The 23284-nt window shown below is 53.0% G+C and carries 22 protein-coding genes; 8 read left to right on the top strand and 14 right to left on the bottom strand.

Annotation, left to right across the window (positions count from 1 at the left end):
- Positions 1 to 7: 7 nt before the first annotated feature.
- The 5 genes from purQ to BN54_RS07935 all read right to left on the bottom strand — a co-directional run bounded on the left by purQ (position 8) and on the right by BN54_RS07935 (position 5351).
- Entirely contained in the window at positions 8 to 679 is a 672-nt protein-coding gene (purQ, locus tag BN54_RS07955) for a phosphoribosylformylglycinamidine synthase subunit PurQ (RefSeq protein ID WP_019206660.1), read from the bottom strand.
- A complete protein-coding gene (gene purS, locus BN54_RS07950) occupies positions 679 to 924 on the bottom strand; it encodes a phosphoribosylformylglycinamidine synthase subunit PurS (protein ID WP_019206659.1) in 246 nt (81 codons plus the stop codon). Before purS ends, purQ begins: the two co-directional genes overlap by 1 nt.
- 1 nt (position 925) lies before the next feature.
- Positions 926 to 1645 carry a phosphoribosylaminoimidazolesuccinocarboxamide synthase gene (gene purC, locus BN54_RS07945; protein WP_040470103.1) on the bottom strand — a complete coding sequence of 240 codons (720 nt, stop codon included), beginning with the start codon at positions 1643 to 1645 and terminating at the stop codon, positions 926 to 928.
- A 306-nt stretch (positions 1646 to 1951) separates the two neighbouring features.
- Positions 1952 to 3268, bottom strand: coding sequence for an MFS transporter (locus tag BN54_RS07940; RefSeq protein WP_019206657.1), 1317 nt, complete (start codon positions 3266 to 3268; stop codon positions 1952 to 1954).
- A gap of 274 nt (positions 3269 to 3542) precedes the next feature.
- Positions 3543 to 5351, bottom strand: coding sequence for a heavy metal translocating P-type ATPase (locus BN54_RS07935; RefSeq protein ID WP_040470102.1), 1809 nt, complete (start codon positions 5349 to 5351; stop codon positions 3543 to 3545).
- 207 nt (positions 5352 to 5558) lie between these two features.
- Between BN54_RS07935 and BN54_RS07930 the strand changes: the two genes are divergently transcribed.
- The 4 genes from BN54_RS07930 (at position 5559) to BN54_RS07915 (ending at position 9497) form a co-directional block, all read left to right on the top strand.
- A complete protein-coding gene (locus tag BN54_RS07930) occupies positions 5559 to 6386 on the top strand; it encodes an HAD family hydrolase (RefSeq protein ID WP_019206655.1) in 828 nt (275 codons plus the stop codon).
- A gap of 104 nt (positions 6387 to 6490) precedes the next feature.
- Positions 6491 to 7321 (top strand): Cof-type HAD-IIB family hydrolase, encoded by an 831-nt coding sequence (locus BN54_RS07925; protein WP_019206654.1) that lies wholly within the window; start codon positions 6491 to 6493, stop codon positions 7319 to 7321.
- Positions 7321 to 8271: a LacI family DNA-binding transcriptional regulator gene (locus BN54_RS07920; RefSeq protein WP_019206653.1), complete on the top strand. Its 951-nt coding sequence runs from the start codon at positions 7321 to 7323 to the stop codon at positions 8269 to 8271. Before BN54_RS07925 ends, BN54_RS07920 begins: the two co-directional genes overlap by 1 nt.
- Positions 8272 to 8393: 122 nt before the next feature.
- Positions 8394 to 9497: a glycerol dehydrogenase gene (locus BN54_RS07915; protein WP_019206652.1), complete on the top strand. Its 1104-nt coding sequence runs from the start codon at positions 8394 to 8396 to the stop codon at positions 9495 to 9497.
- A 161-nt stretch (positions 9498 to 9658) separates the two neighbouring features.
- Here BN54_RS07915 and BN54_RS07910 read toward each other — a convergent pair whose 3' ends face one another.
- From BN54_RS07910 to BN54_RS07875, 8 genes are all read right to left on the bottom strand, one after another.
- Complete coding sequence (locus BN54_RS07910) at positions 9659 to 10606, bottom strand: 2-dehydropantoate 2-reductase (protein WP_019206651.1); 948 nt, start codon at positions 10604 to 10606, stop codon at positions 9659 to 9661.
- A 9-nt stretch (positions 10607 to 10615) separates the two neighbouring features.
- Complete coding sequence (locus BN54_RS07905) at positions 10616 to 11407, bottom strand: 2-keto-4-pentenoate hydratase (RefSeq protein ID WP_019206650.1); 792 nt, start codon at positions 11405 to 11407, stop codon at positions 10616 to 10618.
- 572 nt (positions 11408 to 11979) lie between these two features.
- Positions 11980 to 12624, bottom strand: coding sequence for a GntR family transcriptional regulator (locus BN54_RS07900; protein WP_056954349.1), 645 nt, complete (start codon positions 12622 to 12624; stop codon positions 11980 to 11982).
- A 211-nt stretch (positions 12625 to 12835) separates the two neighbouring features.
- Complete coding sequence (locus tag BN54_RS07895) at positions 12836 to 13666, bottom strand: DUF6681 family protein (protein WP_019206648.1); 831 nt, start codon at positions 13664 to 13666, stop codon at positions 12836 to 12838.
- A gap of 11 nt (positions 13667 to 13677) precedes the next feature.
- Positions 13678 to 14073 (bottom strand): hypothetical protein, encoded by a 396-nt coding sequence (locus tag BN54_RS07890; protein WP_019206647.1) that lies wholly within the window; start codon positions 14071 to 14073, stop codon positions 13678 to 13680.
- Between the two features lie 112 nt (positions 14074 to 14185).
- Entirely contained in the window at positions 14186 to 14623 is a 438-nt protein-coding gene (locus tag BN54_RS07885) for a Fur family transcriptional regulator (protein WP_019206646.1), read from the bottom strand.
- Entirely contained in the window at positions 14624 to 15193 is a 570-nt protein-coding gene (locus BN54_RS07880; RefSeq protein WP_019206645.1) for a guanylate kinase, read from the bottom strand.
- On the bottom strand, positions 15186 to 15611 hold the full coding sequence (locus BN54_RS07875) for a bis(5'-nucleosyl)-tetraphosphatase (RefSeq protein WP_019206644.1): 426 nt from the start codon (positions 15609 to 15611) through the stop codon (positions 15186 to 15188). Before BN54_RS07875 ends, BN54_RS07880 begins: the two co-directional genes overlap by 8 nt.
- A 193-nt stretch (positions 15612 to 15804) precedes the next feature.
- On the opposite strand from BN54_RS07875, the gene BN54_RS07870 reads away from it, so the two are divergent.
- The 3 genes from BN54_RS07870 (at position 15805) to BN54_RS07860 (ending at position 20648) form a co-directional block, all read left to right on the top strand.
- On the top strand, positions 15805 to 17199 hold the full coding sequence (locus BN54_RS07870) for an APC family permease (protein ID WP_019206643.1): 1395 nt from the start codon (positions 15805 to 15807) through the stop codon (positions 17197 to 17199).
- Between the two features lie 73 nt (positions 17200 to 17272).
- Positions 17273 to 19672, top strand: a complete 2400-nt coding sequence (locus tag BN54_RS07865; protein WP_019206642.1) for a Xaa-Pro dipeptidyl-peptidase — start codon at positions 17273 to 17275, stop codon at positions 19670 to 19672.
- A gap of 64 nt (positions 19673 to 19736) precedes the next feature.
- Positions 19737 to 20648, top strand: coding sequence for a proline-specific peptidase family protein (locus tag BN54_RS07860; RefSeq protein WP_019206641.1), 912 nt, complete (start codon positions 19737 to 19739; stop codon positions 20646 to 20648).
- Positions 20649 to 20651: 3 nt separating this feature from the next.
- Here BN54_RS07860 and BN54_RS07855 read toward each other — a convergent pair whose 3' ends face one another.
- Complete coding sequence (locus BN54_RS07855; RefSeq protein WP_019206640.1) at positions 20652 to 20855, bottom strand: hypothetical protein; 204 nt, start codon at positions 20853 to 20855, stop codon at positions 20652 to 20654.
- A 274-nt stretch (positions 20856 to 21129) separates the two neighbouring features.
- On the opposite strand from BN54_RS07855, the gene BN54_RS07850 reads away from it, so the two are divergent.
- Positions 21130 to 23256, top strand: coding sequence for an LTA synthase family protein (locus tag BN54_RS07850; protein ID WP_019206639.1), 2127 nt, complete (start codon positions 21130 to 21132; stop codon positions 23254 to 23256).
- The last annotated feature ends 28 nt before the right edge of the window (positions 23257 to 23284 follow it).

Raw genomic sequence — 23284 nt, 5'->3', positions numbered from 1 at the left:
TGCTAAGCTAGTCGGCAGCTGCCGGCGTCAGTAACGATTTGAACAGGCGTAAACCATCCGTATTGCCCAAAATTGCTTCCACCGCCCGTTCGGGGTGGGGCATCATCCCCAAGACGTTGCCGGCTGCATTGGTAATCCCCGCAATGTTGTTTAAACTGCCGTTGGGATTTTCTTCGGCATAGCGGAAAACGACTTGACCGTTGGCTTCCAGTTGGTCCAAGGTCGCTTGGTCAGCGTAAAAACTGCCGTCGGCATGGGCAATCGGCAAGTTGATCCGTTCATGAGCGGTGTATTGGTGGGTAAAGCGGGTCTGGTTGTTCACGACTTCTAAGGCCACCGTCTTGCAGACAAAGCGTTGGCTGTCATTTTTCTTCAGCGCCCCCGGCAAGAGCCCCGCTTCCGTCAGGATTTGAAAACCGTTGCAGGTACCAAAGACCGGCGCCCCCGCCTTGGCGAGCCGAATGACCTCCTTCATCACGGGCGCAAACCGCGCAATCGCGCCCGCCCGCAGGTAGTCCCCGTACGAAAAGCCCCCGGGAATCATCACCCCATCAAAGCCGGCCAAGCTGGTGGCTTTATGTGATACGTATTCAACGTCGGCCCCGCAGACCGTGTGCAAGGCTTCATAGAGATCCAAATCACAGTTGGAACCCGGAAAAACAATTACCGCCAGTCTCATTACTTTTCCTCCATCACTTGGTACGTGTAGGTTTCCATGTTGAAGTTAACCAGCAGTTGGTCCGCAATCGCTTGGACGGCCGCTTCCACATCAGCCGTCTCGGGTGCAAAGGTCACGTCAAAGAACTTGCCGACCGTGACCCCGGTGACCCCTTGGTGGCCCAAGGCGTGGATCGCATCCTTAATCGTTTCCCCCTGGGGATCAAAGACTGATTGCTTGTAGGTAACAAAGATCCGAACTTTCATGCTAGGCTTCCTCCTTGAGTGCGGCTTGCAGCCGGGTAAAGACAGTTTCGTAAGTCGTAGTTAAATCGGCGAGGTGGCGCCGGTAAACATCCTTATCCAAGTGATCCTTGGTCGCAGTATCCCATAAGCGACAGTTGTCGGGCGAAAATTCGTCCGCTAAGACAATGTGACCATCGCCCAGGCGCCCAAATTCCAACTTAAAGTCAACCAGCTGCATGCCGGCCTTGGCAAAGAGCGGGGTCAATAAGGCGTTGACTTGCCGACACAAGTCCCACATCCGGTCCAATTCCGCCGGGGTGGCCAACTGCAGCCCGACCGCAGCGGAATTATTAATGAAGGGATCGTCCAATTGATCTGACTTATAGAAGGTCTCTTCTACTGGTGCCGCTAAAACTTGCCCTTCTGCTAACCCGTAGCGGGACGCGAAGTGGCCAGCGACCACGTTGCGGGTCACAAATTCGAGCGGGACCATTTCGCATTTTTTTACCAGGTCTTCCGTCGGCGAAAGCTGCTTAATAAAGTGGGTTTCAATCCCGTGGTCAATCAAGTAGCCGAAGACCAGGTCCGAAATGGCCTTAGCGGCTTGCCCCTTGCCGGCAAAGTGATCCTTTTGTTTCCCGTTTAGGGCCGTAGCTTGATCCAAATAAACCACCCGCAGCACTTCGGGATCTTCCGTTTGCCACATTTGCTTGGCCTTTCCGGTGTACAACAACTTTTCCATGAACGCGACTCCTTCATAATTTCCGAACATTAACAACATTCGCGGATCCTTTATTCGCGATTTCAAGCTAAGAATAGCAGAATCTAGCTAGCGGGTCAATTAAAAACCCGGATTTTAAAACTTAAAATAATTAAGTTCGTTCGATAATTACGGGAATTTAAATGGTTTTACCTCGGCAACCAAACAACAATAACGAACAATAGCTGGTCAGCCGATCACGATCACAAGCCTGGTCCAGCCGCCAAGAAAACGGCACCAAAAAAGCGACCCCCACCAGTTAATTCTGGTAAGGATCGCTAAAGTCAATCAGGCTTTAACTGAAGTTAATTTCGGGTTAGTTTCCGGCGCCAGCCAGGCACAGATTACCGTCCCCAGCAATAAGACGACTCCACAAACCAACATCGTGACGTATGGGCCGGCCACTTCAATAATTACTGGCAACACAAAGGTCCCAGCGGCCGCCCCAAACCGGCTCATCGTAATGACAAAGCCCACCCCGGTTGCGCGGACCTTAATGTCAAACAATTCAGTTGTATAGGTATAATCCAACAATAAGGACGCCGAAAGGGTCACGGCAAAAATAATGAAAATGGTCAACAACAACGGGTTGCTCATTTGCCGACCAAAGGTCATTAAGAATAAGCAAACCGTCGATACCCCAAAGGTCGTAATTAAAAAGACCCGCCGACCAAGCCGGTTAAAGGTCACCAGCCCCAAGACCGTCCCGCCGATTAAAGCCAGGTTGTACAAACTTCCCGATAAGAAGGCATTGGCCACCCCTAAACTCTTTAACAAGACCGGCAAGAAGATGCTGACCCCGAAGAAAGCAAAGGCTTGGGTGGCATAAAAGGCACTACCGACCAGCGTTCCCCGCCGGTACTGCTTGGAAAAGAGGAGTCGCCAGGAAGCCGCTTCCGCTTGTTTCACGTGGAACCATTGCTTCGGCAAGCCCCACTTTTTCCCCATCCGCTTTTGGACCACCCGTTGGGCGCGCTTAGGCTTCCCCTGACTGGCCAACCAAGCCGGGGAGGCCGGGATTTTGACGACCGTCCGAAAGAGGGCGGTAATCAGACTAAAGACCGCGGACGAGGCTAACAACAAGCGCCAGTCCGCCAACACGGACCCTAAGATAAAGGAAAGGGCAAACCCATACGCCCAATATAACAACAGGTTGGTTTGCTTTTGGGTACCGTGCTCTTTAGGTAACCACTCAATCAATAAGGCATTGCCGACCGTATAGTCGATTGCCATCATCAAACCTAACCCAATCCGCAGTAAAAATAACAGCATTGGTGACGTCGTGAAGAACTGCAAGAGTGCCAAAATGGTGAACAGGTACATATTTCCCATCAACATTTGCTTCCGGCCAAAGCGGTCGGCCAAGTTCCCCATAACTAAACTGCCGGCCAGCCCAATCAAGGCCCCGGCCCCCAGCAAGCCCAACCAAGCTGAACTAAAGCCCAACTCAGTTTGCGCCAGGTCAAAGGCCGTCCCCGCAATCCCCAGGGTATACCCACACGTGAATTGCCCAAGGACCACCGCCCAGTAGATCAGGGCATGGACCTTCAGAAAGGGGGCCAACTTAAAATTTTTCAGCTTTCTCACCGCTGCATCGATACGCATCTACTCCTTTACGTTCGTTTATTATCGTAATTGTTAATAATACCGTAACAGGATTTCTGAAACCAAGCAAATCAACGGTCCTTTCTCGAACAGCCCCTGACCGCATTAGCAATAGGGTTCATGCTAAGTTTTTAAGATTTTCTAAAGTGGTGAGAAAACCCTCATTTTCACGGCGATTTCTGAGAAATTCACGCCTTTTTCTTATTTTTGCCAATCGTCCGCTGGGCGGTCATCCCCAAAAGAAAAAAGCGGGGGGTGCCCCGCTTCCTTTTGCCTATTCCAACAGCATTCCCGCGCGCTTAGCCTTTAAGCCCCACAGGATGCAGACAGTATCCACCACTTCTTGCAGCATTGCCCCGACGATCGTTGGCACCCAGCCCGTCGAACAGATCAGCATTAACCCGGTACAAACCGCGATCCCAATCCAAACCGCCTGCTTGGCAATCTTTAAGGTATCTTCAGCGATTGACACGGCTTCGGCGACCTTTTGCAAATTATCGGTCAGAATCACCACGTCGGCCGATTCACTGGCTGCCGTTGAACCGTGCGCCCCCATTGCGATCCCCACATCCGCTACTTTTAAGACCGGCGCATCATTCACCCCGTCCCCGACCATGATGCTGGGCCGGTGATCCTGGGGCAAGTCATTTAAATGGGCGACCTTGTCCTTAGGCAGTAAATCGCCGTAGACCTCGGTAATTCCCACTTCACTGGCAATCCGCTCAGCAATCGCTTGGCGATCTCCCGTGACCATCATTAAATGAGCGACCCCAGCGGCTTGCAGGCGTTGCAAGGTGATGGAAGCTTCAGGCCGCAGCTGGTCGGCTAATTCGATCCGGCCCCAGTACTGACCGTCGACCGCGACGTAAACCGCGGTGGTTGCGACCTCTTGAACAGCCGGATCAGTGGTCACAAACGCCAGCTTGCCCACCTTTACTTCCCGGCCCGCAATGGTGGCCACAATCCCCTTGGCCGTCACTTCACTCATCGCCGTTGGTTCGACTAACTGCAACCCTGCTTCCTTAGCCTTGGTTACAATCGATTGGGCCAAGACGTGCCCGGAGGTCTGTTCCGCACTGGCTACCAACTGCAGCAACTCGCTTGCCTTTTGGCCAGCCGCCGGCACCACCTGACTGACCGCTAGATTCCCCTTCGTCAGGGTCCCTGTCTTATCAAAGGCGGCCGTCTTCGCCGTCGCTAATTTTTCAATCACGGCCCCGGTTTTGACCACAATCCCCGCGTGCGAAGCCCGGCTCATCCCCGAAACAAAGGCGACCGGCGCCGCTAAAATCAACGGACACGGCGACGCTACCACCAGGACTTGGGCAAAACGGACCGGATCCTGGGCAACCCACCAGGCAATTCCGGCAATCAAGTAGGAAACCAACGTAAACGGCAAGGCGTACCGGTCGGCTAACCGAACAAAGTCCGCCGGGGTTTGGTCGGCTTGCTTGATTAATTCCACCAGTTGCTGGTACTGACTGTCCTGCGCCGTCCGCTCAACGCGCATCGTCAGCGTCGCATCACCGTTGACCGAACCAGACAACAGTTGGTCGCCGACTTCCTTGTCCAAGGGCTTGGATTCCCCGGTTAACGAAGATTCATTAACCGTACTTTCCCCCTCCAGGACCGTCCCGTCGACTGGGACCAGCTCGCCCGGCCGTACGACCACTTCTTGGCCAACGGTTAACGCCTCAACCGACCGATCCACCAACTGCCCGTCAACCTTCACGTGCCCCGTCCGGGGACTGTTATCCAGCAAGGTCTTTAACTCACTGTGGGCCTTGGCATTGGCGTAGTCTTCCAGGGTGTCACCCCCGATCAACATCAGTAAAATCACCATTGCCGCCCAATATTCTCCCACGGCCAGGGTCGCCACGATGGCCGTTACCGCTAAGAGGTCGACCCCGTAGTCCCCGGTCCGCAACTTCTTGATCATTTCAACCAGCATTGACAGGGCGATGACCCCGCCGGCGACGGTATTAATCAATTGGGCCCCGCCCGGGTGGCCAAAGCCCCATTGGCAAACCGCCGCTACCACGGCTACCCCGCCTAGTAACATCAATTTTTGCTTGTGACCCATGATGGCGCCCCCCTTTTTAAATTCCAGTTGTTCTTTATCTACATTATAACGCATCTAATCTAATTACGCTGGCCTTTCCCGCTATTTCCGGACCAAGCAGTTACCCATTCTTGGAATATCTTAAAATTCTTTTTATCCTGATGCAGCATAGAGAACGTTTTCATACAAAGTGTATAATAAGTCTTAAAAAATGGAAAGGAACTCCTGATGATCAAACACATTTTTACCGACATGGACGGTACCTTGTTAAATCCTGCGGGACAAATCTCCGCCGCCACTCGCCACGCCATTCACCAAGTCGACCTGCCCGTCACCCTGGTTTCGGCGCGCTCGGCCGTTGACATGGCCCCCTTCGCCACCCAACTGCACCTCACTGGTCCCCAGATTGGCTTTAACGGGGCGCTGATCTACCAGTTACACCACCACCAAATTCACCCCCTGCACACCATCCCTTTAGCTGCCAATAGTGCCCTGCAAATCATTCAGGCGGTGCAACGTCACTTTCCGGCCGTCAGCATCAACCTTTACGATCCCTTCCGCTGGTATGCGCCCCAGGCCGACCGCGGGGTAGCCCGCCAAGCCGCCCGCTCCGCGGCGGCCCCGACCATCACCCCGGTCGAACCATTGCTGAGCCAAGCCGACTTTAACTTAATCAAAGTCACCCTGATCATGGAAGCGCCGCAAAAGCCGGCCCCCGTCGTAAAATTGATCGCAGGGCTTGGTTTGACCGACGTCAGCTTACAAATCCCCGCCAGCGAACAGGGCGTCAGCTTTATTGACATCACCAGTCGCCAGGCCAACAAGGCTCACGGGGTCCAAACGATCATGGCGGAGGCAGGGCTGCAGCGTACGGAGACGGCGGCTTTCGGGGACGGTGAAAATGACCTGCCTATGTTAGCGGCCGTCGGGTTGCCAATTGCAATGGGCAATGCCAGCGCCAAAGTCCAAGCCGCCGCAAAGTACGTCACCAAGCCGAATACGGCCGACGGTTGGGCCCACGCGGTCTTGACTCACCCGGCCTTTCAAAAGAATTGATCAAAAAAGCTTGACCTGTAACGCGTTCCACACCGTAGGCTAGAGACATGATCAAGGCAACCTTGATCCAAATTAAACTCACGGCCTAAGAGGAGGGATTTTTCATGATTAAACAGCTCTTTTTTGATCTCGACGGGACGTTATTAAACTCCCGTGGCCACGTCAGCCCCGCTAACCAAGCCGCCATCCAAAAAACTTCATGCGATATTTCCTTGGTTTCAGCGCGAGCACCGCAAGAAATGCTTAGTACCGTGCGTTCACTGAACCTAACTGGCCCCCAAGTCGCCTTTAATGGCGGGCTGGTCTTTATCGCGACCAAAAAGGGCTACCGCGTGCTGGAAAAAATGGCCCTCAGCCAGCTCAGTGCGCGAGTAATCATGGCCGCAGTGATGATGTACTTTCCGCAAGTCAGTCTGAGCTACTACGATCAATTCAACTGGTATGTGCCGCACTATAATGACATTGTCCGCCAGGAACAGGCCCGCAATGGTTTAGTACCCCGGCTAAAATCACCCGCGGCGGCCTGCGCGGAGCCAAGTTTTAAGCCCTTAAAAATCATGCTGACCATCCCAGATGCAATGTTGGTGGCACCCCTCCAATCCTTGTTGGCCGGCTTAAATTTACCGGACATCGCCGTCCAACAATCGGGGCACGCCTATGGTTATGATTTTATTGAAATCACGCATCGTAACGCCCAGAAAGCCCACGGGGTCCAATTCATCTTACGGCAAAAAAAGCTCAGTGCTAGCGCTGCCGCGGCCTTTGGCGACGGACAAAATGACCTGCCAATGTTAGAGAGTGTTGGTCTGCCAATCGTGATGGAAAACGCCACTCCCGTCGTCCAAGCTCAAGCCGCCTTCGTTACCAAGTCAAATGACGACGACGGTGTAGCCCATGCCCTGTTTACCCACCCAGCTTTAAAGGAAGTGAGTTAATGGCTAACATCAAAGACGTGGCTCAGCGCAGTGGCTACTCGGTCGCCACCGTTTCGCGCGCTTTAAATCACCACGGTTACGTGTCTGAGACCGCCCAAGCCAAAATTGAAGCCGCCATTGCAGACCTAAATTACGTCCCAAACGGGGTCGCCCAAGACCTCAGTCAGGGCAAGACTTTTACGATCGGGGTTGTTTTGCCCCACATGAACCATCCCTATTTCAATCAGTTAGTCCATGGAATTTTAACGGCGGCTTTTTCTTCGGCCTACCAAATCAGTCTCTTGCCCTCACGTTACGATGTCGCTGTTGAAACCAAATATCTGACCCAACTCAAACGCAAGTTATTTGATGGCCTGATCTTCGCTTCCCACGAAGCAAGTTTACAATATCTGACCGAGCGCCAAAGCTGGGGACCAGTGGTGGTTTGTGAAGACCCGGGTGACTTACCTTTGGCCGCGGTTTACCCGGATCGCCAAGCGGGGTACTTAGCCGCCCTGCAATGGTTAAAGCAAGGCGGGATCCACCAAATTGGTTTTTTGTTTGCCCGCCCCGCTGACCAGTCTGCGACCACTGCGGCTGCGCTGGCCGCCTATCGAACGCTTTGGCCCACCACCAAAGCGCCCCTGGTGGTGACCGATGTGTTAACCTACCAAGATGGCTACCAAATCGGGACCCGCTTGTTGGCACAAGGCAACTGGCCCCAAGCGCTCTTCACCAATGGCGATGCGCCCGCGGCCGGTTTGCAAGCGGCCTTTGCGGCGGCCCACCAGCCCGCTCCCCAGTTGATCGGACAAGAAAATCAGCTCGCTGGCCGCCTGCTGAATTTGCCCACGATTGACAATCACCTAACCGAGATCGGGCAGCAGGCCTTCCGGTTGGCAACCGAACCACGCAGCCCCCAGCCTCGGCTATGTATTCCAGCCCAATTTTTGTTACCATCGGAACGCTAATTTGGTGCGCCCCTGTGGCGCCTTTATCTTAATTGATATTGTGCAATAATTCACATAAGTGTATAATAAAGTTCATGTTACCGTTGCGTAAATCAGCCAGCTAATTTAAGGAGGAATTTTTCATGGCAACAACTGTTTTCGCCAGTCCGGCGACCTATGTGCAAGGTAGCGACGTGCTCTTTCAAAGCGCACCGTACCTACACCAACTCGGTGACCGCCTCTTGGTAATGGGTGGGCAGACCGTCTTTGACTTGTTAGGTGCTCAATTCTTCACTTATTTAAAGGGCCAGGGCTTTACCCTCCAAGAAGTTGAATTCCAAGGGGAAGCCTCAGAGGCCGAAATCAACCGAATTACGGCCATCGGACAAAAATTTAAAGCCAACGTAATTGTCGGTCTGGGCGGCGGAAAGACCCTTGACAGCGCTAAGGCGATCGCCGACAACCTCGGCTGCAAGGTGGCGATCCTGCCAACCTTAGCCTCCACCGATGCCCCATGTTCACGGCTTTCCGTGATCTATCACGAGGATGGCTCCTTTGCCAACTACCGCTTCTACAGCCATAACCCAGACCTGGTCTTAGTCGACACCAAGGTCATCGCCCAGGCTCCCGCCCGCTACTTCGCGTCCGGAATTGCCGATGCCTTGGCGACCAATATGGAAGCCCAAGCGGTGCACCAAGCAGCGGGCAAAACGATGCTTGATGCCCAACAAACCCAAGTCGGCCTTGCCATCGCTGAACGGTGTGAAGCAACCCTCTTTGCCTACGGTGAAATGGCCCTGAGTGCGGTCGCCAACCAGACCATCAGTCAGGCCGTGGAAAAGATCGTCGAAGCCAACACCTTGATGAGCGGCGTCGGCTTCGAAAGTGGCGGTTTATCGGCCGCCCATGCCATCCACAATGGCCTAAGCGCGTTGACTGGGCGGATCCACGAAATGACCCACGGCGAAAAGGTGGCCTTCGGGACCCTGACCCAATTAATGTTGGAAGGAGCGGACCAAACCCGCTTTGAAAAGTACCTCAAGTTAATGTTGGCGCTCGGGCTGCCCACCACTTTTAAAGCCGTCGGGATCGATGACCCGAGTGAAGCCAATTTGCTAAAAGTCGGGGAATTGGCTTGTGCCACTGGCGATACGATGGACCGGATGCCATTTAAAGTTACGCCTGCCGATGTTGCGGACGCGATGCGCGCTACCGACGCTTACAGTCGCGCCTACCAAGAAAAATAACCTCACTGACAAAAGGAGCGCCGCCCCGCAGGACTGCGCTCCTTTTCTTAATAGCTCGAATTTGGAAAAAAGTTAGGGCAAGTACCGATGGTTGGTACATCAAATGGTCTGCCCCTTACTTGGCCGCCTTAGGTTGGTCGCCGGCAGCCAAAGTCGCTCGCTTATTGATCATTGTGGGCGTGACGCAACTGCTCTTTAACGTGCACTTGCGCCGTTAACAACTGACAATACGGGGTCGCCACGCCCGCTGCCTGCCCGTGCCGGGCTACGTAGCCGTTAATGTAGTCAATTTCCGTTGGCCGGTTGTTGACCACCAGGTCCTGATACATCGAGGGATAATGCTCACCAATCACAGTGTAGCATGATTCCACGTGTGCGACCGCCTCTGCGACATCCAAGTGTAAGCCTTGCTTGGCTCCGACAGCCGCAAACTCTTTGACAATTGCTTCCACCAAGGCATGGGCCGGGGTGGTTTGCCCAAACTCCGCCACATTACATTCTAAGAGGGTGCACAAGGTATTGAGGGTCCCATTGACACATCCCTTGCGAAAGACGGAATAGCGAGGGTCATCAAGCAAGCGGGGCTTTAAGCCGGCTTGGGTGAACACGTCCACGACCGTTTGGGCCATCTGGGCCTGAGTAGGGTCCGCCGTCAGACTGCCCAGTTCACACGACCCATCATCTTGCAATAAGACGTGGTCGGGCCGCGCCATTTGAGCTGTCCACATCGTATTGCCTAACAGTAAGCGTTCTTGGGGAACGTACTTACCCAGGGTTTGCTCGTGGCCAATCCCGTTCATCAGGCATAAGACGTAGGTTTGTGGACCATACAGGGGTTGTAGGGTCCTGGCCAAGGCAGCTAGTTGCATACTCTTGGTCAAAAACAAGACCAGGTCAAAGCCTGGGGTCGCTGGGACTTCATCAGGGGCATAGGCCGGCAACTGCATGGTTACTTCTTGCCCGTCCAGCTTAGCTTGCAACCCCTGGGTTTTCAGGGCCTTCAGCCGCACGGACCACGTTTCTACCAACGTGACGTCATTGCCTGCCTGAGCTAACTTCAGCGCAAAGCGGGTGCCCATCCCGCCCACGCCGGCAACTGCAATTCGCATCTCTTTTACCTACTTAGCATTTACGACCACGTCACCCAATTCGTGGTCAAAGTGCACTTCCCACTTTCCGGCGGTCAGGTGAGGCGGCAAGACAAAGGTCCCCGAAGAAACGACTTGGCCCGCCTTAAAGCCCTTGCCTTGGGCTTCCAACTTGGTGACCAGCCACTTTAAGGATTCCAGTGGGTTGCCGAGCACTTCGGCTGAGGTCCCACTGGCCAATTCTTTGCCATCCTTAACCAGCGTGGCATTGACCGTTGCGGCCGCCGCAACATCACTAAAGACCAAGTCGGCATCTTTTTCCGTTCCTAACACCACCAGGCCCCCAACGGCACAATCGGACATCACATTGTACTTGCCCAGGCTCGGGAACCAATCCTTAAAGCGGGCATCCGGCACTTCTAACGCGCCTGCCACCGTTACCTTATGTAAAAGATCGTCCAGGGAATCATTGCTATGTAAATCTTCTTTTGCCCGGAAGGCGAGTTCAACTTCCACTAAGGGTTCATTTAAGTCCGCCAAGTTAACGTCGGCCGGCGCCGTTAAGAACCGTTCAGCCACTTGCTGACCATACAGCGGCGAATCCGCGTCAAACATGTCTTGGGTCTGCTTGCTGGTCAACGATACTTTGTAACCCGCAACTGGTTGCCCCTTAAGTTGCATAACCTGGTCTTGGACGGCATAGGCCGTGTCATCGTCAGTCACCACCCCTGTCCAATCACTTTCGGTTAACGGTTCGTTCTTGGCGTAAGCTTGGTACAGCGCGTTGGCAAATTCGGTTTGTTTGGCATTTAATTGAGTCATTATCATTACCTCCATAAAAGCTAAGTGTAAATAAAATATGTCATCAAAGATCGCAGCCAGTCCTACTAAGAAAGCCGCGCCGGGATATGTGGCTCTGGTGAGCGGAAAGATTAGCAAATATGTGATGGAGTGTTCTGGGCTCAATTCCTGGGGACCGGCGGAAAAACAAAAAGCGCTCCTATCATGACCATTGTCATTATAGGAGCGCTGCCGCGCGGTACCATCCCACTTAGTCGTCATTAACGACCATCTTACTACGGACTCTGATTGAATCCGCGACCACTGTAATGGGTGGCCCCCAACCAAGCCTACTGCAATTCAGCCGGTAACTCAGGAATGATATGTTACTGGAGATTTGGATCAACTCACACCAACCGTTGACTCTCTTAACCAAGGCACCAGAACGGGTTCCCTCCGCGTCTTTCTCATTGATCTTTAATTGTTGGTTAAGAGTATAGGGGCTTTTGACGGTTTCGTCAACCCCTTAACATGAGATTTTTTTAATTTAACTTTTCGTGGCCCAATGGGTCAGTGCCTACCCGGGTCAACTTATTTTTTTATCGTCAGCACTGCTACTTTTGCCGGTGATTAATCCCGTTGGTTAAGTGCGCCGCATGAATTTCTAAGGCCCGGTCAACATCCCGGTCCGTAATCGCCTTGGTTAACTGCCGGTGTTCTTCGATTCCGGGGGCAACCTTATGCCCCACCAAGGCTTGACTCCGAGACAACTCGCTTTGGTTCCATAAGCGCAAGCAGATTTTGGATAGGAAGCGATTGCCCGCACCTTCGACAATGGTCATGTGAAAGTGCTTATGGGCCATAAACCATTCCAGATTTAATTGTTGGGTCTTGGGCAGGTAAATCTCCGTATGGACTAATTTATAGTAGGCCGCCACCAGTTTGGCCTCCCATTCAATCGAGCCGCGTTCAATTGCCAACTTGATCGCCGTCCCTTCGTTAATCAACCGGGCCTGTTTGAGTTCTTGAATCCCCTGGGGACTGATCTGAGCCACCCGAAAGCCGACGTTGGGAGTCGCCGTGACAATTTCTTGTTCCGTCAGGCGCGTTAACGCTTCCCGGATGACTGATAAGGATACCTGATAGTACTTTTTCAACTCCGAAATCACTAACTTATCTCCCGGCCGGTACGTCCCCAGAATAATGTCGCGCCGAATACTGTGCATAATTGTTTCGGTATAGGTTTGGTCTTTTTTCACGTTCAACCGCCCCTCCCTTTCACCAAAGTTGTTGTTTTTATTATCGCACGTTAAATTTAAACTGAACACAATCATTTACTTATGAATAGTCAAAACGCGCCCAGCAAGCGAAAAAACGCTTTCCAGGCGCGTCCGTCAGCCTTGCGTTGACTTTTTAGTCCCCAGCAACAGCTTTGAATTCCATGACGTTTCCCTTATGAATTTCCTAATTCTATCCCTTAGGCTGCTTTTCCCGGTAGGCTAAGTACGCTACAAGCCCAAAATCCCCATCGGTTAAGATCGTGGTGTCGCGCCGCCCGGCAATCTTATGGGGGCCGCCGGTCACAAAGAGCTTCGCCAAATACAGTTGGTATTGCACCCGCGCATCATGCGCATCCGTTAAGCCCACCTTGGTAATGTGCCCCACCGGTTGCTTGTCCATCGCGTTCATCCCGGCGTAAATCGTCAAGCGGTGGCGAGCCGCTTCATGGACCAATTCATAATACGGCAGGGTTTGGCCCGAATTTAAGGCCGGGACTGGTTCATTTTTGGCCCGGTACTGCGCCAAAATTTCCGCTTCACTCAAACCATCATATTCGGCCACCAAAAGGTGCTCAGCCACCAGTTGGTCCACCAAGGCCCGCAAGTTGGCTTGTTCCGTGGCATCAATCGTTACCGCCGCCCGAACCGTGTCGTGGTCTTCGTAATAGCCCGCCGCTTGATTCAAAGCCGCTTGGCGCCTTTGCCGCGGCATTTTCCCGGTCGTCGCATCCGGGGCGGTCCCGGTCACCTTGCTTAGCCACGGCGATAAGAAGTCAAACCGCGAGGTCCGATCTAAGAAGTAGTAGACAAAATTTAAATACAGATAGTACGTTAAAAAAACCACGGCCAAACAATACAAGAGCCCCCGCAACCAAACTTGGTTCAAAAAGAGCCGGCAAGTAACGTAAATTAAGTAGCCATCCCCCAAGGTGGCAATGGCAATGTAAATCTTATTTTTCAGCGTCGGCTTGATGTTAAAGTAACTCAGCGAGCTGTTAATCATGTCTAAGAAGCTAAACATCGTCATCCCCCCTAGTTACTGGACGCGGTCGACGCGTTATTGGTGGCGGCTGAACTGGCCTGCGAAGCCGACGTTGACGTTGCGGTGGTATCGTCTGTTGGCTCTGAATGATCCGTCGTCGTTGTTTGCGACGTCGTACTGGTCCGGTCCGCTTGACTCGGCGCCGTCGCTGAATGATCCGCTTGGCTGTGATCATCACTTGCGTCACGGTCATCCTTGGGCCGATCCGAAGTACTCCGGTCACTTGGCGTTACTTGACGCTCTGAATCAGTACTGGTCGTGGTGGTCGTCACCTTCGCCCCTTCATTGGTATGAGTGGTTTTGTTAACCACCACGTTGGTCGCGCCAAGGGCCAACACTAATGATACCAAGGCAAAGGGGGTGACAAACGGTGGTGTCTTGGCCATTTTTTCCTCCCCAAGCACCTGACAGGCAGCCGCCCCGGTGCTTGCTAACTTTGTTTTATCCCTCATTGTACTAAATTCCCACCCGGGCAAACATTAAAGAAATCGTAAATCTTTACGACTTTTGCCGGTTGGCACACTTCGGACACTGGCCATACAATTCAAAATTATGGCCGGTAATCTTGGCCCCCGGTAATTGTTGCTCATAATAGCTGGGATCCCACTTCGGCATCTGAATCTCCAAGACCCGCCCGCACGTCTGGCAGATAAAGTGGTGGTGGTGGGGCCGCTCACAGCGAAATTTGACGGCCTGACCGTTGGACCGCCGCGTAATCTCCACTAATCCTAAGGCCGCAAACTCCGCCAAATTGCGGTAGATCGTGTTGTGACTGACCCCGGCAAAAGCTTGGCGCATCTGATCATCTAAGGTCGTAATATCGATGTAGTGTTCCGATTGCGCTGCCAACAAAGCCAACAAGTGGCGGCGTTGCTTAGTAATCCGGTAGTTGGCCTGCTTTAATGTCTGCAAAGCCGTTGCGATTGATTCACTCATTTATTTTCCCTTCAATCCCCATTGGGTGGCATACCGTTCTAATTGGACGACCGTGGCGGCCCAATCATCATTTCTTAAGATCAGGGCCTGGGCTTGTAAAGCTGGCGGCAGGGTCAAATCACGCTGAAATTCTTCGCTGGCCAGCCGGGAAGCGATCGCCGCGGGGGCATCCCCCCGGTGGGTCAAACGCTGCCGGAGTTGCTGGTGATCCGTCACCGTTAAAAAGAGCACCTTTACCTGATCCCCAAGCGCTTTTCGATAGGTCACGGCCCCTTTGGTATCCAAGACCATCACCGCCCCCGGATGATCAGCCAAGGCCCGTTGCAGGCCTTCTTGCGATGAACCATAGCGATAGTGATCGTACTCCACCTGCTCAAATAAGTGCAATTTGGCCATGGAAGCCGGCGTCTCAAAGTAATAGTCTTGCCCGGCCACTTCACCGGGGCGCGGCGGCCGGGTGGTGTGCGTGATCACCCGGGCTAAGTTAAAGCGCTGGCGCAAGTACTGCTGCACCGTCGTTTTCCCGGTTCCCGCCGCCCCACAAAGGATAATTACCGGTGGCTTAGGCATTGATTTGCTCCCTTAAATGGGCGTGGGCTTGATCTAAGAGTTGTTTCAAATTTTGATAGGTTAACCGTTGCCGCGCTTGTTCGTAAGGCAGCCAAGCAGCATTTTTGATTTCCGCCGCTTGCAGTTGCAAGGTCGTCTCCGTTGGGACCAGCGCGGTAAACAACGTCATTTCCTTGCGGTTGCCATTGGGCAAGTCGTACTCCGTGTAGACCGAAAAGGCCGGGTCGACCGTTAACGCGAGGCTGGTTTCTTCTTTGATTTCGCGGGTGGCGGTCGTAATTAAATCCTCGGCGCCTTCGACGTGGCCCTTCGGAAAGCCCCAAAAGTTCCCCCGGTTGGTGCTTTGTAACAAGAGGTATTCCAATTGGCCATCTTGCACCCGGTACACGACAGCGCCGCTGGTTTTTTCAATTGCCATAATTTCATTTTCCTTCCTGATTGTTGTCAGTTTGTCTTCGCCCTCTATTGTCAACGGATCGGCTTTAAAAAGCAACCATTCCGTTCAACCCCATAAAGAAGCGGTTTCACAAAACATTCTAATTGACTTCTCATTTAATTTTAAATAAAATTGGATTAGCAATTATCGCAGAATACCCACGGAGGACTTTCCAATGAAATTGAATATCATGCGTAAAGAAAGCCTCGATCGCTACTTGGGAACGGATAAAAACTTCGTCAAGTCGCTATCAGCTTTCGACTTAATGGCGCTCGGGATCGGGGCCGTCATTGGGACCGGGATCTTCATTTTGCCCGGGAACGTGGCCGCCGTTGATGCCGGTCCCGGCGTGATCCTATCCTTTTTACTAGCCGCCATTGTCTGCGCCTTGGCCGCCATGTGTTACGCCGAATTTTCTTCTGCCCTGCCCGTCGCCGGGAGTGCTTACTCCTACGGGAACGTGGTCTTTGGTGAAATCATCGGCTGGATTTTAGGCTGGGCCTTGATCTTGGAATACATGCTGGCCGTCGCCGCCGTTTCGACCGGGTGGGCCGCCTACTTCCTATCCTTGCTGGAAAGTTTTGGAATCCGGCTGCCCCATGCTTTAACCGGTCCCTTTGACCCGGCCCACGGAACGTACATCAACCTGGTGGCCGTTTTAATTGTCCTGGGGATTACCGCCATGTTGGCTCACGGAATGAAAGCTTCGGTCCGGGTCAACAACCTGGCCGTCCTGGTGAAGATCATCATCATCGTCGCCTTCGTGGCTGTCGGGGTCTTCTTTATCAAGCCCGCCAACTACCACCCCTTCTTGCCTTACAAGTTGGGTGGGGCCTTTACGGGGGCCACGACGGTCTTCTTTGCCTTCCTTGGCTTTGACGCCGTTTCTTCGTCAGCCGCTGAAGTGAAAAACCCTAAGAAAAATATGACCTTTGGGATCATTGGGACCTTAGTCATTGCGACCGTCCTTTACATGGCCGTTGCCGCCGTCTTGGTCGGAATGGTCAAGTACACCAAACTAGACGTCGCCAACCCGGTTGCCTTTGCTTTAAAGAGCGTCAACCAAGGTTGGTTGGCGGACCTGCTGTCCATCGGGGCCTTGGTGGGGATGTTCACCATGATGTTCACGATGATCTACTCCAGTTCCCGGTTGGTCTACTCAATCGGCCGGGACGGGATGTTGCCGACCTTCTTGGCGAAATTAGATCCTCACACAATGGTTCCCAAAAATGCCCTGTGGGTCGTGGCCGTGATCATCGCCTTCATGGGCGGGCTGGTCTCCTTAGATAACCTGACCAGCTTGGTCAACATCGGGACCCTGCTGGCCTTTACCTTCGTTTCCTTTGGGATTATCCCGCTGCGCAAGCGGACCGACATTGACAATTCGCAAGGCTTCAAGGTGCCGTTGTACCCGATCTTGCCAATTCTTTCCGGGATCGCTTGCTTGGCCATGATTACCCTGTTAAAACTGGAAACCTTCATCGGGGCCGGAATCTGGTTTACCTTTGGCTTACTGCTGTACTTTGCCTACGGTTACCAACACAGTAAATTGAACAAAACTGAAAATTAAGTTGATCATTACCCCCATTATCCGCGAACGTGCGATAATGGGGGTAATTATTTTAAGTTGAGGTGTCAGATCCATGCGAAACCATCAATTTGCAATCCAAGCGACCGACTTGGCAACCCAAGTCGCTGAATTAACCCGGCTAAAGTTCCTGCCAACGAATTGGGAACAACTTGCCCCCAAAGCCCTCTTGGGGCAATTATTGCTGAACAGCCACCCCGCTGCCCAGAGTGCGCCAGCCGGACAGCAATGGCTAGCCGGCCTGGCGATTGATCCGGCCACTTCGGCAGCTGATTGGCTTGCCAGCGAGCAATCCCTGACCACGGCGGCTTTTCACCTCTTAGCCCTCCAACTATTGGGCTTTGAAGCTGACGTTGATTATCAAGTCGAAGCGCCAAGTGCGGCCGTTGCCAAAATCAACCTCCCCCTGCCCAGCCCGACCAAGTGGACCGCTAAAGCCGTGGTTACCGCCTTCTATGCCCTGCTGGTCAGCCGAACCAAGCACGGATACCGCTACTTGGACCAACTGGCGACCCAAGGGGCCTTGGCTTGGACCTACCAACTGCCGGCCACTGAAAAACCCCTGACCTTCAACGGTCAGCCCATCGCATGCTTTGACCCGGCCCGCTTCATTCGCGAAGTCGTCTACATTGAAACCGACCTCGATACCGACTTTGACGGGCAAGCAGACCTCGTCAAGGCTGAAATTATGCGGCCGGCCGAATCCGACCAAGGACTGGCCGTCCCAGCTGTCTTTACGGCCAGCCCTTACAACCAGGGTACCAATGATCACTGGGGCCAACAGTTGACCCACCCAGTCAATCATCCTTTGACCCATAAGGAAGCTACCTTTCAGGCCCCAACCGAAATGGAATTTCCGGCGCCCAAGCACTACCGCACCGTCACCGGTGAAACCAGTCAAGCCAGTGAAACCTTTAGCGAAACGCCGGCTTACAGCTTAAACAACTATTTAGCAGCCCGTGGCTACGCCATTGTTTACGCCGCCGGGATTGGTACCAAGGATTCCGATGGGTTGCAAACCTGTGGGTCGCCTGAACAAACCGCCGCGATGAAAGCCGTGGTGGAATGGCTCCATGGCGACCGCCGGGCCTTTACCGACCGGACCAGCGGTCAAGTGATTAAAGCCCACTGGTGCAACGGTAACGTCGCCATGACGGGCCGTTCTTATTTAGGCACCCTGGCAACCGCGGTGGCCACGACCGGTGTGGCCGGCTTAAAAGCCATCATCGCCGAAGCCGCAATCTCGAGCTGGTATGACTACTACCGGGAAAACGGCTTGGTAATGGCGCCCGGTGGTTTCCAAGGGGAGGACGCCGACGTTTTAGCGGCCGAGACCTTTAGCCGGACGGGCAACTTAGCCGACTACCTCAAAATCAAACCAACCAACGACGTTTACCTCAAAGTGATGGCCGCCGCCCAGGATCGGCAAACGGGGAATTACAATGCCTTTTGGGCCAAACGCAACTACCGCCCCGCGATCAAAAACATCAAGTGTGCCGTCATGTTGGTCCACGGTCTCAATGATGACAACGTCAAACCCAACCAAGCCAAAGCCCTTTACGATGGTCTGATCGCCCAGGGGGCCCACCCGAAAGTGATTCTCCACCAAGGCCAACACATCTACATCAACGCCTTTCAGTCCCTGGATTTTGCAGAAATGGTCAACCTCTGGCTGGCCCACCACCTCTGGGGGCTGGCCAACGGGGCGGACGAATTATTGCCTAACTTCCTGGTCCAAGACAACCGCCAGCCGCAAACTTGGCACCCGGCGGACCAATGGGACGGTGCCGCCACTACCACCTACAACCTGGGTACCGGGCGTTTAACCCCCCACGCCGTTGAAGCTACTACCCAATTCTTTACCGATGGTCACCCTACTGCCACCTACCAAAAGTGGTGTCAGGATCCCGCGCAATGGCAACAAGCCCTCTTGGCCGATGATGGTACCTTTGCTGCTCATTTCCTGACCCCGCCGCAAACGCAACCACAAGTCTTTCAAGGGACCCCGGTCGTCCAAGCCCGGGTCAAGGTCAATGCCGACCACGGGCTGTTATCCGCCTTTTTGGTTGACCGGGGACAGGCCAAACGCTTAACGACCAGTCCGGTTGTCATCGCCCCGCGAAGTCTGCGGGCCGGGTGGCACTTCGGTAGTGATGACCTGCGGGAATTTGAACTGGCTAAGCAGCCGACGCCAGCCAAAGTGATCGCCTTTGGCCATATCAACCTGCAAAATCGGCATTCCGCCAGTCAAGTTGACGAATTGCGTCCCGACCAATTTGTCGACGTCACCTTCCCGCTGCAGCCGATCTACCACCACTTAGCTGCTGGTCACCAGTGGGAATTGATCCTCTTTGCCACCGACTACTTAATGACCTTGCGGGGCAATGAAGCCTTGACCTACACCCTCGACCTGTCCCATTGTCACTTGACTTTGCCCCACGCGGGACGGGATTAATTGTCGTTTTATGGTTTGAAGGCGTATACTTAATTTTATCGGGCAAAAGAGAGGATGATAATTTATGAAAACAGGGACAACCATTTTAACTTTGGATAACGGCTATCACTTGTGGACCAACACGCAAGGCGATGGCCCGATCCACTTACTCGCCTTGCACGGCGGTCCCGGGGGCAATCACGAGTACTGGGAAGATACGGCCCAGCAATTACAGGCCCAAGGCTTAGACGTGCAAGTTCATATGTACGACCAGTTAGGTTCGTTATATTCAGACCAACCGGATTACCAAGATCCCGCCATTGCCGCCAAGTATTTGACTTACGAATACTTTTTGGATGAAGTCGAAGAAGTCCGGCAAAAGCTGGGGATCGACAATTTCTACTTAATCGGCCAAAGCTGGGGTGGTTTGTTGGTCCAAGAATACGCCGTTAAGTACGGGCAACACCTCAAAGGGGCCATTATTTCTTCGATGGTTGATGAAATCGACGAATACGTCGCCCACGTCAACCAATGTCGGGAAGCTCTGTTGCCTGCCGCCGAAGTGGCCTTTATGCAGGAATGCGAAGCCAACAACGACTACGCCAACGCGCGTTACCAAGCCAACGTCCAAGCCTTAAACGAAGCTTACGTTGACCGCAAGCAGCCATCGAAGCTTTACCACTTGGCCGACATCGCTGGCTCAGCGGTTTACAACGCCTTCCAAGGGGATAATGAGTTTGTCATTACCGGGAAGCTAAAGGACTGGCACTTCCGCGACCAACTGAAGAACATCAAGGTGCCAACCTTGCTGACCTTCGGGGAACACGAAACGATGCCGTTGGCCACAGCCCAAACCATGGCTGACTTGATTCCAAACGCCAAGTTGGTCACGACGCCAAATGGTGGCCACCACCACATGGTCGACAACCCGGCCGTTTACTACCGGCACCTCGCTGACTTCATTCGCCAAGTCGAAGCCGGCACCTTTAATCAATAACCTTTACCTACCGTCATCACCAGCCCGGGGGGCTTGGGATGACGGTTTTTTTATGTCGGCAGCCGCGGTTGCCGCCTGCAAGCAAGCGGTATGTTCACTTAGCAAAAAGCCACCCCATTTCATTACCCCCGGGTCTTGGTAATCATGACCGAAAAACTGGGTCGCCATCGCGTGCGCTTGTTGATCATCATAAATTTTAATTTGCATTGTTGCACTCCCCCCGAACTAATTTTTATCAATATCATCATTTTACCACTAAACATCAACTTATGTTCGACTTCACCAACGTTGTCCCGCTGTTATTTTCTTTTTCCGGCTGCAAACCGTTAATTTTCTGCTACAATCCCCGCCGGACCCGACCAGCAATCTAGAATGTGATAAAATGGGGGACGTTGAACTATTTCCCGGGAAATCCCCGGTGAAAACTAGTGCCGCTCGGCCGTTCCCCGGCCGAAATTTAATGTTTGTGAGGATACCCGAAATGCGAAAACTAGGGAAATTCGTCAATACGCGGACGGGCTTTTTTGCCCTGTTGGTGGGCCTGTTTTGGCTCAAAACCCTGTTTGCGTACGTGATGGACTTTAAACTCGGTGATACCAGCTTTATCCAGGGCGTAATTACCTTTTTCAATCCCCTGGCCACCACGATCATCCTGCTGAGTATCGGCCTTTATTTCAAGCGTTCGCGCTTCTTTTACCCGGTCACCATGGGGCTTTATATTGCCAATACGGTCCTCTTGTACCTCAATGTGATCTACTTCCGGGAATTTACTGACTTTATGACGATCGCGACCATGACCGGTTATTCCAAGGTCAACCAAGGCCTGTCCGGTTCCTCGTTAGCCTTAACCAATGTCCACGACCTCTTGTACTGGGTGGACATCGTCATTATTTTGTTACTGATGCTAGGGAAAAAAATCAAGTTTGACCCGCGGGCCTTGGGCCACCGGCTGGCCTTTGCCGTTACTTCGGTCGGTCTCTTGATTTTAGGACTCAACATCATGGTCGCCGAATTTGATCGCCCACAGTTGTTAGGGCGGACCTTTGACCGGACCTACATTGTAAAATACCTGGGGATCGATACCTTTACTGGTTACGATCTGGTACGGTCCCAACACACTTACAACATGCGTAAGTCGGCTACGAAAGCCCAGCTGGAAAAGGTAAAGAAGTTTACCGATACCAACTACGCCAAACCCAACGACCAACTGTACGGGATTGCTAAGGGCCGAAACGTGATTGTGATCCACCTGGAAAGTTTCCAGCAGTTCTTAATTGATAAAAAGATCAACAACCAAGAAGTTACCCCCTTCCTAAACTCGCTCTACCACAGCAACAGCACCTACGCCTTTGCCAATTTCTTCCACCAAGTCGGTCAGGGGAAGACCTCCGATGCCGAAAACATGCTGGAAACCAGCACCTTTGGCCTGCCACAAGGCTCCCTGTTTGCGACGCTGGGCAACGACAATACCTTCGAAGGCGCGCCGGCCATCTTAGAGCAACGGGGTGGGTATTCGACTGCGGTCTTCCACGGCAACGTCGCCTCCTTCTGGAATCGTAATAACGTCTATAAGAACCTGGCTTACCAATACTTCTTCGACGCTTCGTATTACGATACTTCCGGCGACAAGGCCACCGGGTATGGCTTGAAGGATAAGTTGTTGTTTGCGGATTCGATTAAGTACTTGGAACACTTGCAACAACCGTTCTACGCCAAGTACATCACCGTTACCAACCACTTCCCGTACGAATTGGACAGCGAAGACAAGGACCCGAACTTCACGACTGTTGACACGGGTAATACCGCCGTCAATGACTACTTTGTCACTGCCCACTACCTGGACCAGTCGCTCAAGGAATTCTTTGCTTACCTGGACAAATCCGGCCTGGCAAAGCACTCTTTGATTATGATCTATGGGGACCACTACGGAATTTCCAACTCTGAAAACAAGTACCTGGCCAGTGTCTTAGGGCGTTCCAACGAAGATTGGACCGACTTCGACAACGCCATGCTGCAACGGGTTCCCTTGATGTTTGTCATCCCCGGAACCGACCAGGGGAAGATCTACCAAACCTACGGAGGCGAAATCGACGTCTTGCCGACCTTGCTGCACCTCTTGGGGATTTCCACCAAGCGCTACATTATGTTTGGGACCGACCTCTTCTCCAGTCAACACCGGCAGTTGGTGGCCTTTCGCAATCAAGACTTTGTGACACCAAAGTACACCAGCGTCAACGGGACGATCTATGATACGACCACGGGGAAGATTGCCCACTTAACGGCCAAAGAACAAAAGCAAGTCGAAGCCGACCAACGCTTTGTCACTAAGGAATTGCACCTCTCGGATGCCCTCAACCAAAAGAACCTCTTACGTTTCTACACGCCGAAGGGCTTTAAGAAGGTCAACGCTAGTGATTACAACTACTCCAACGGGTTGCAAAAACTGGAGCAAAAGGACCGCAAGCTCGGCAATAAATCCACCAGCCTCTTTGCGCAAAACGGCCAGAAGACAACCGCCGATCTCTTCTCCACCGATGCGCCAGAGTTGAACCACTCGTCAACCAGTTCCAACCGGATTAAGATTACCAACCCCGATGGCAACAATTAAGGCATAGAAAAAAGCCCCGCGGCGGGGC

It is taken from the genome of Limosilactobacillus ingluviei str. Autruche 4 (assembly GCF_000312405.1).
Classification (GTDB): Bacteria; Bacillota; Bacilli; order Lactobacillales; family Lactobacillaceae; genus Limosilactobacillus; species Limosilactobacillus ingluviei.
Note: the sequence above shows the minus strand (reverse complement) of the source record. Positions and strands in the feature narration are given on the sequence as shown.

Bases quoted from the DNA above. Each gene is read 5' to 3' on its own strand.
- BN54_RS07890 (WP_019206647.1), bottom strand. From the start codon at position 14,073: ATGGCCAAGACACCACCGTTTGTCACCCCCTTTGCCTTGGTATCATTA.
- BN54_RS07885 (WP_019206646.1), bottom strand. From the start codon at position 14,623: ATGAGTGAATCAATCGCAACGGCTTTGCAGACATTAAAGCAGGCCAAC.
- BN54_RS07925 (WP_019206654.1), top strand. From the start codon at position 6,491: ATGATTAAACAGCTCTTTTTTGATCTCGACGGGACGTTATTAAACTCC.
- BN54_RS07935 (WP_040470102.1), bottom strand. From the start codon at position 5,351: ATGGGTCACAAGCAAAAATTGATGTTACTAGGCGGGGTAGCCGTGGTA.
- BN54_RS07915 (WP_019206652.1), top strand. From the start codon at position 8,394: ATGGCAACAACTGTTTTCGCCAGTCCGGCGACCTATGTGCAAGGTAGC.
- BN54_RS07875 (WP_019206644.1), bottom strand. From the start codon at position 15,611: ATGGCAATTGAAAAAACCAGCGGCGCTGTCGTGTACCGGGTGCAAGAT.
- BN54_RS07850 (WP_019206639.1), top strand. From the start codon at position 21,130: ATGCGAAAACTAGGGAAATTCGTCAATACGCGGACGGGCTTTTTTGCC.
- purS (WP_019206659.1), bottom strand. From the start codon at position 924: ATGAAAGTTCGGATCTTTGTTACCTACAAGCAATCAGTCTTTGATCCC.
- BN54_RS07880 (WP_019206645.1), bottom strand. From the start codon at position 15,193: ATGCCTAAGCCACCGGTAATTATCCTTTGTGGGGCGGCGGGAACCGGG.
- BN54_RS07895 (WP_019206648.1), bottom strand. From the start codon at position 13,666: ATGTTTAGCTTCTTAGACATGATTAACAGCTCGCTGAGTTACTTTAAC.
- purC (WP_040470103.1), bottom strand. From the start codon at position 1,645: ATGGAAAAGTTGTTGTACACCGGAAAGGCCAAGCAAATGTGGCAAACG.
- BN54_RS07905 (WP_019206650.1), bottom strand. From the start codon at position 11,407: ATGACTCAATTAAATGCCAAACAAACCGAATTTGCCAACGCGCTGTAC.
- BN54_RS07870 (WP_019206643.1), top strand. From the start codon at position 15,805: ATGAAATTGAATATCATGCGTAAAGAAAGCCTCGATCGCTACTTGGGA.
- BN54_RS07930 (WP_019206655.1), top strand. From the start codon at position 5,559: ATGATCAAACACATTTTTACCGACATGGACGGTACCTTGTTAAATCCT.
- BN54_RS07920 (WP_019206653.1), top strand. From the start codon at position 7,321: ATGGCTAACATCAAAGACGTGGCTCAGCGCAGTGGCTACTCGGTCGCC.
- BN54_RS07940 (WP_019206657.1), bottom strand. From the start codon at position 3,268: ATGCGTATCGATGCAGCGGTGAGAAAGCTGAAAAATTTTAAGTTGGCC.
- BN54_RS07855 (WP_019206640.1), bottom strand. From the start codon at position 20,855: ATGCAAATTAAAATTTATGATGATCAACAAGCGCACGCGATGGCGACC.
- BN54_RS07910 (WP_019206651.1), bottom strand. From the start codon at position 10,606: ATGCGAATTGCAGTTGCCGGCGTGGGCGGGATGGGCACCCGCTTTGCG.
- BN54_RS07860 (WP_019206641.1), top strand. From the start codon at position 19,737: ATGAAAACAGGGACAACCATTTTAACTTTGGATAACGGCTATCACTTG.
- BN54_RS07865 (WP_019206642.1), top strand. From the start codon at position 17,273: ATGCGAAACCATCAATTTGCAATCCAAGCGACCGACTTGGCAACCCAA.
- purQ (WP_019206660.1), bottom strand. From the start codon at position 679: ATGAGACTGGCGGTAATTGTTTTTCCGGGTTCCAACTGTGATTTGGAT.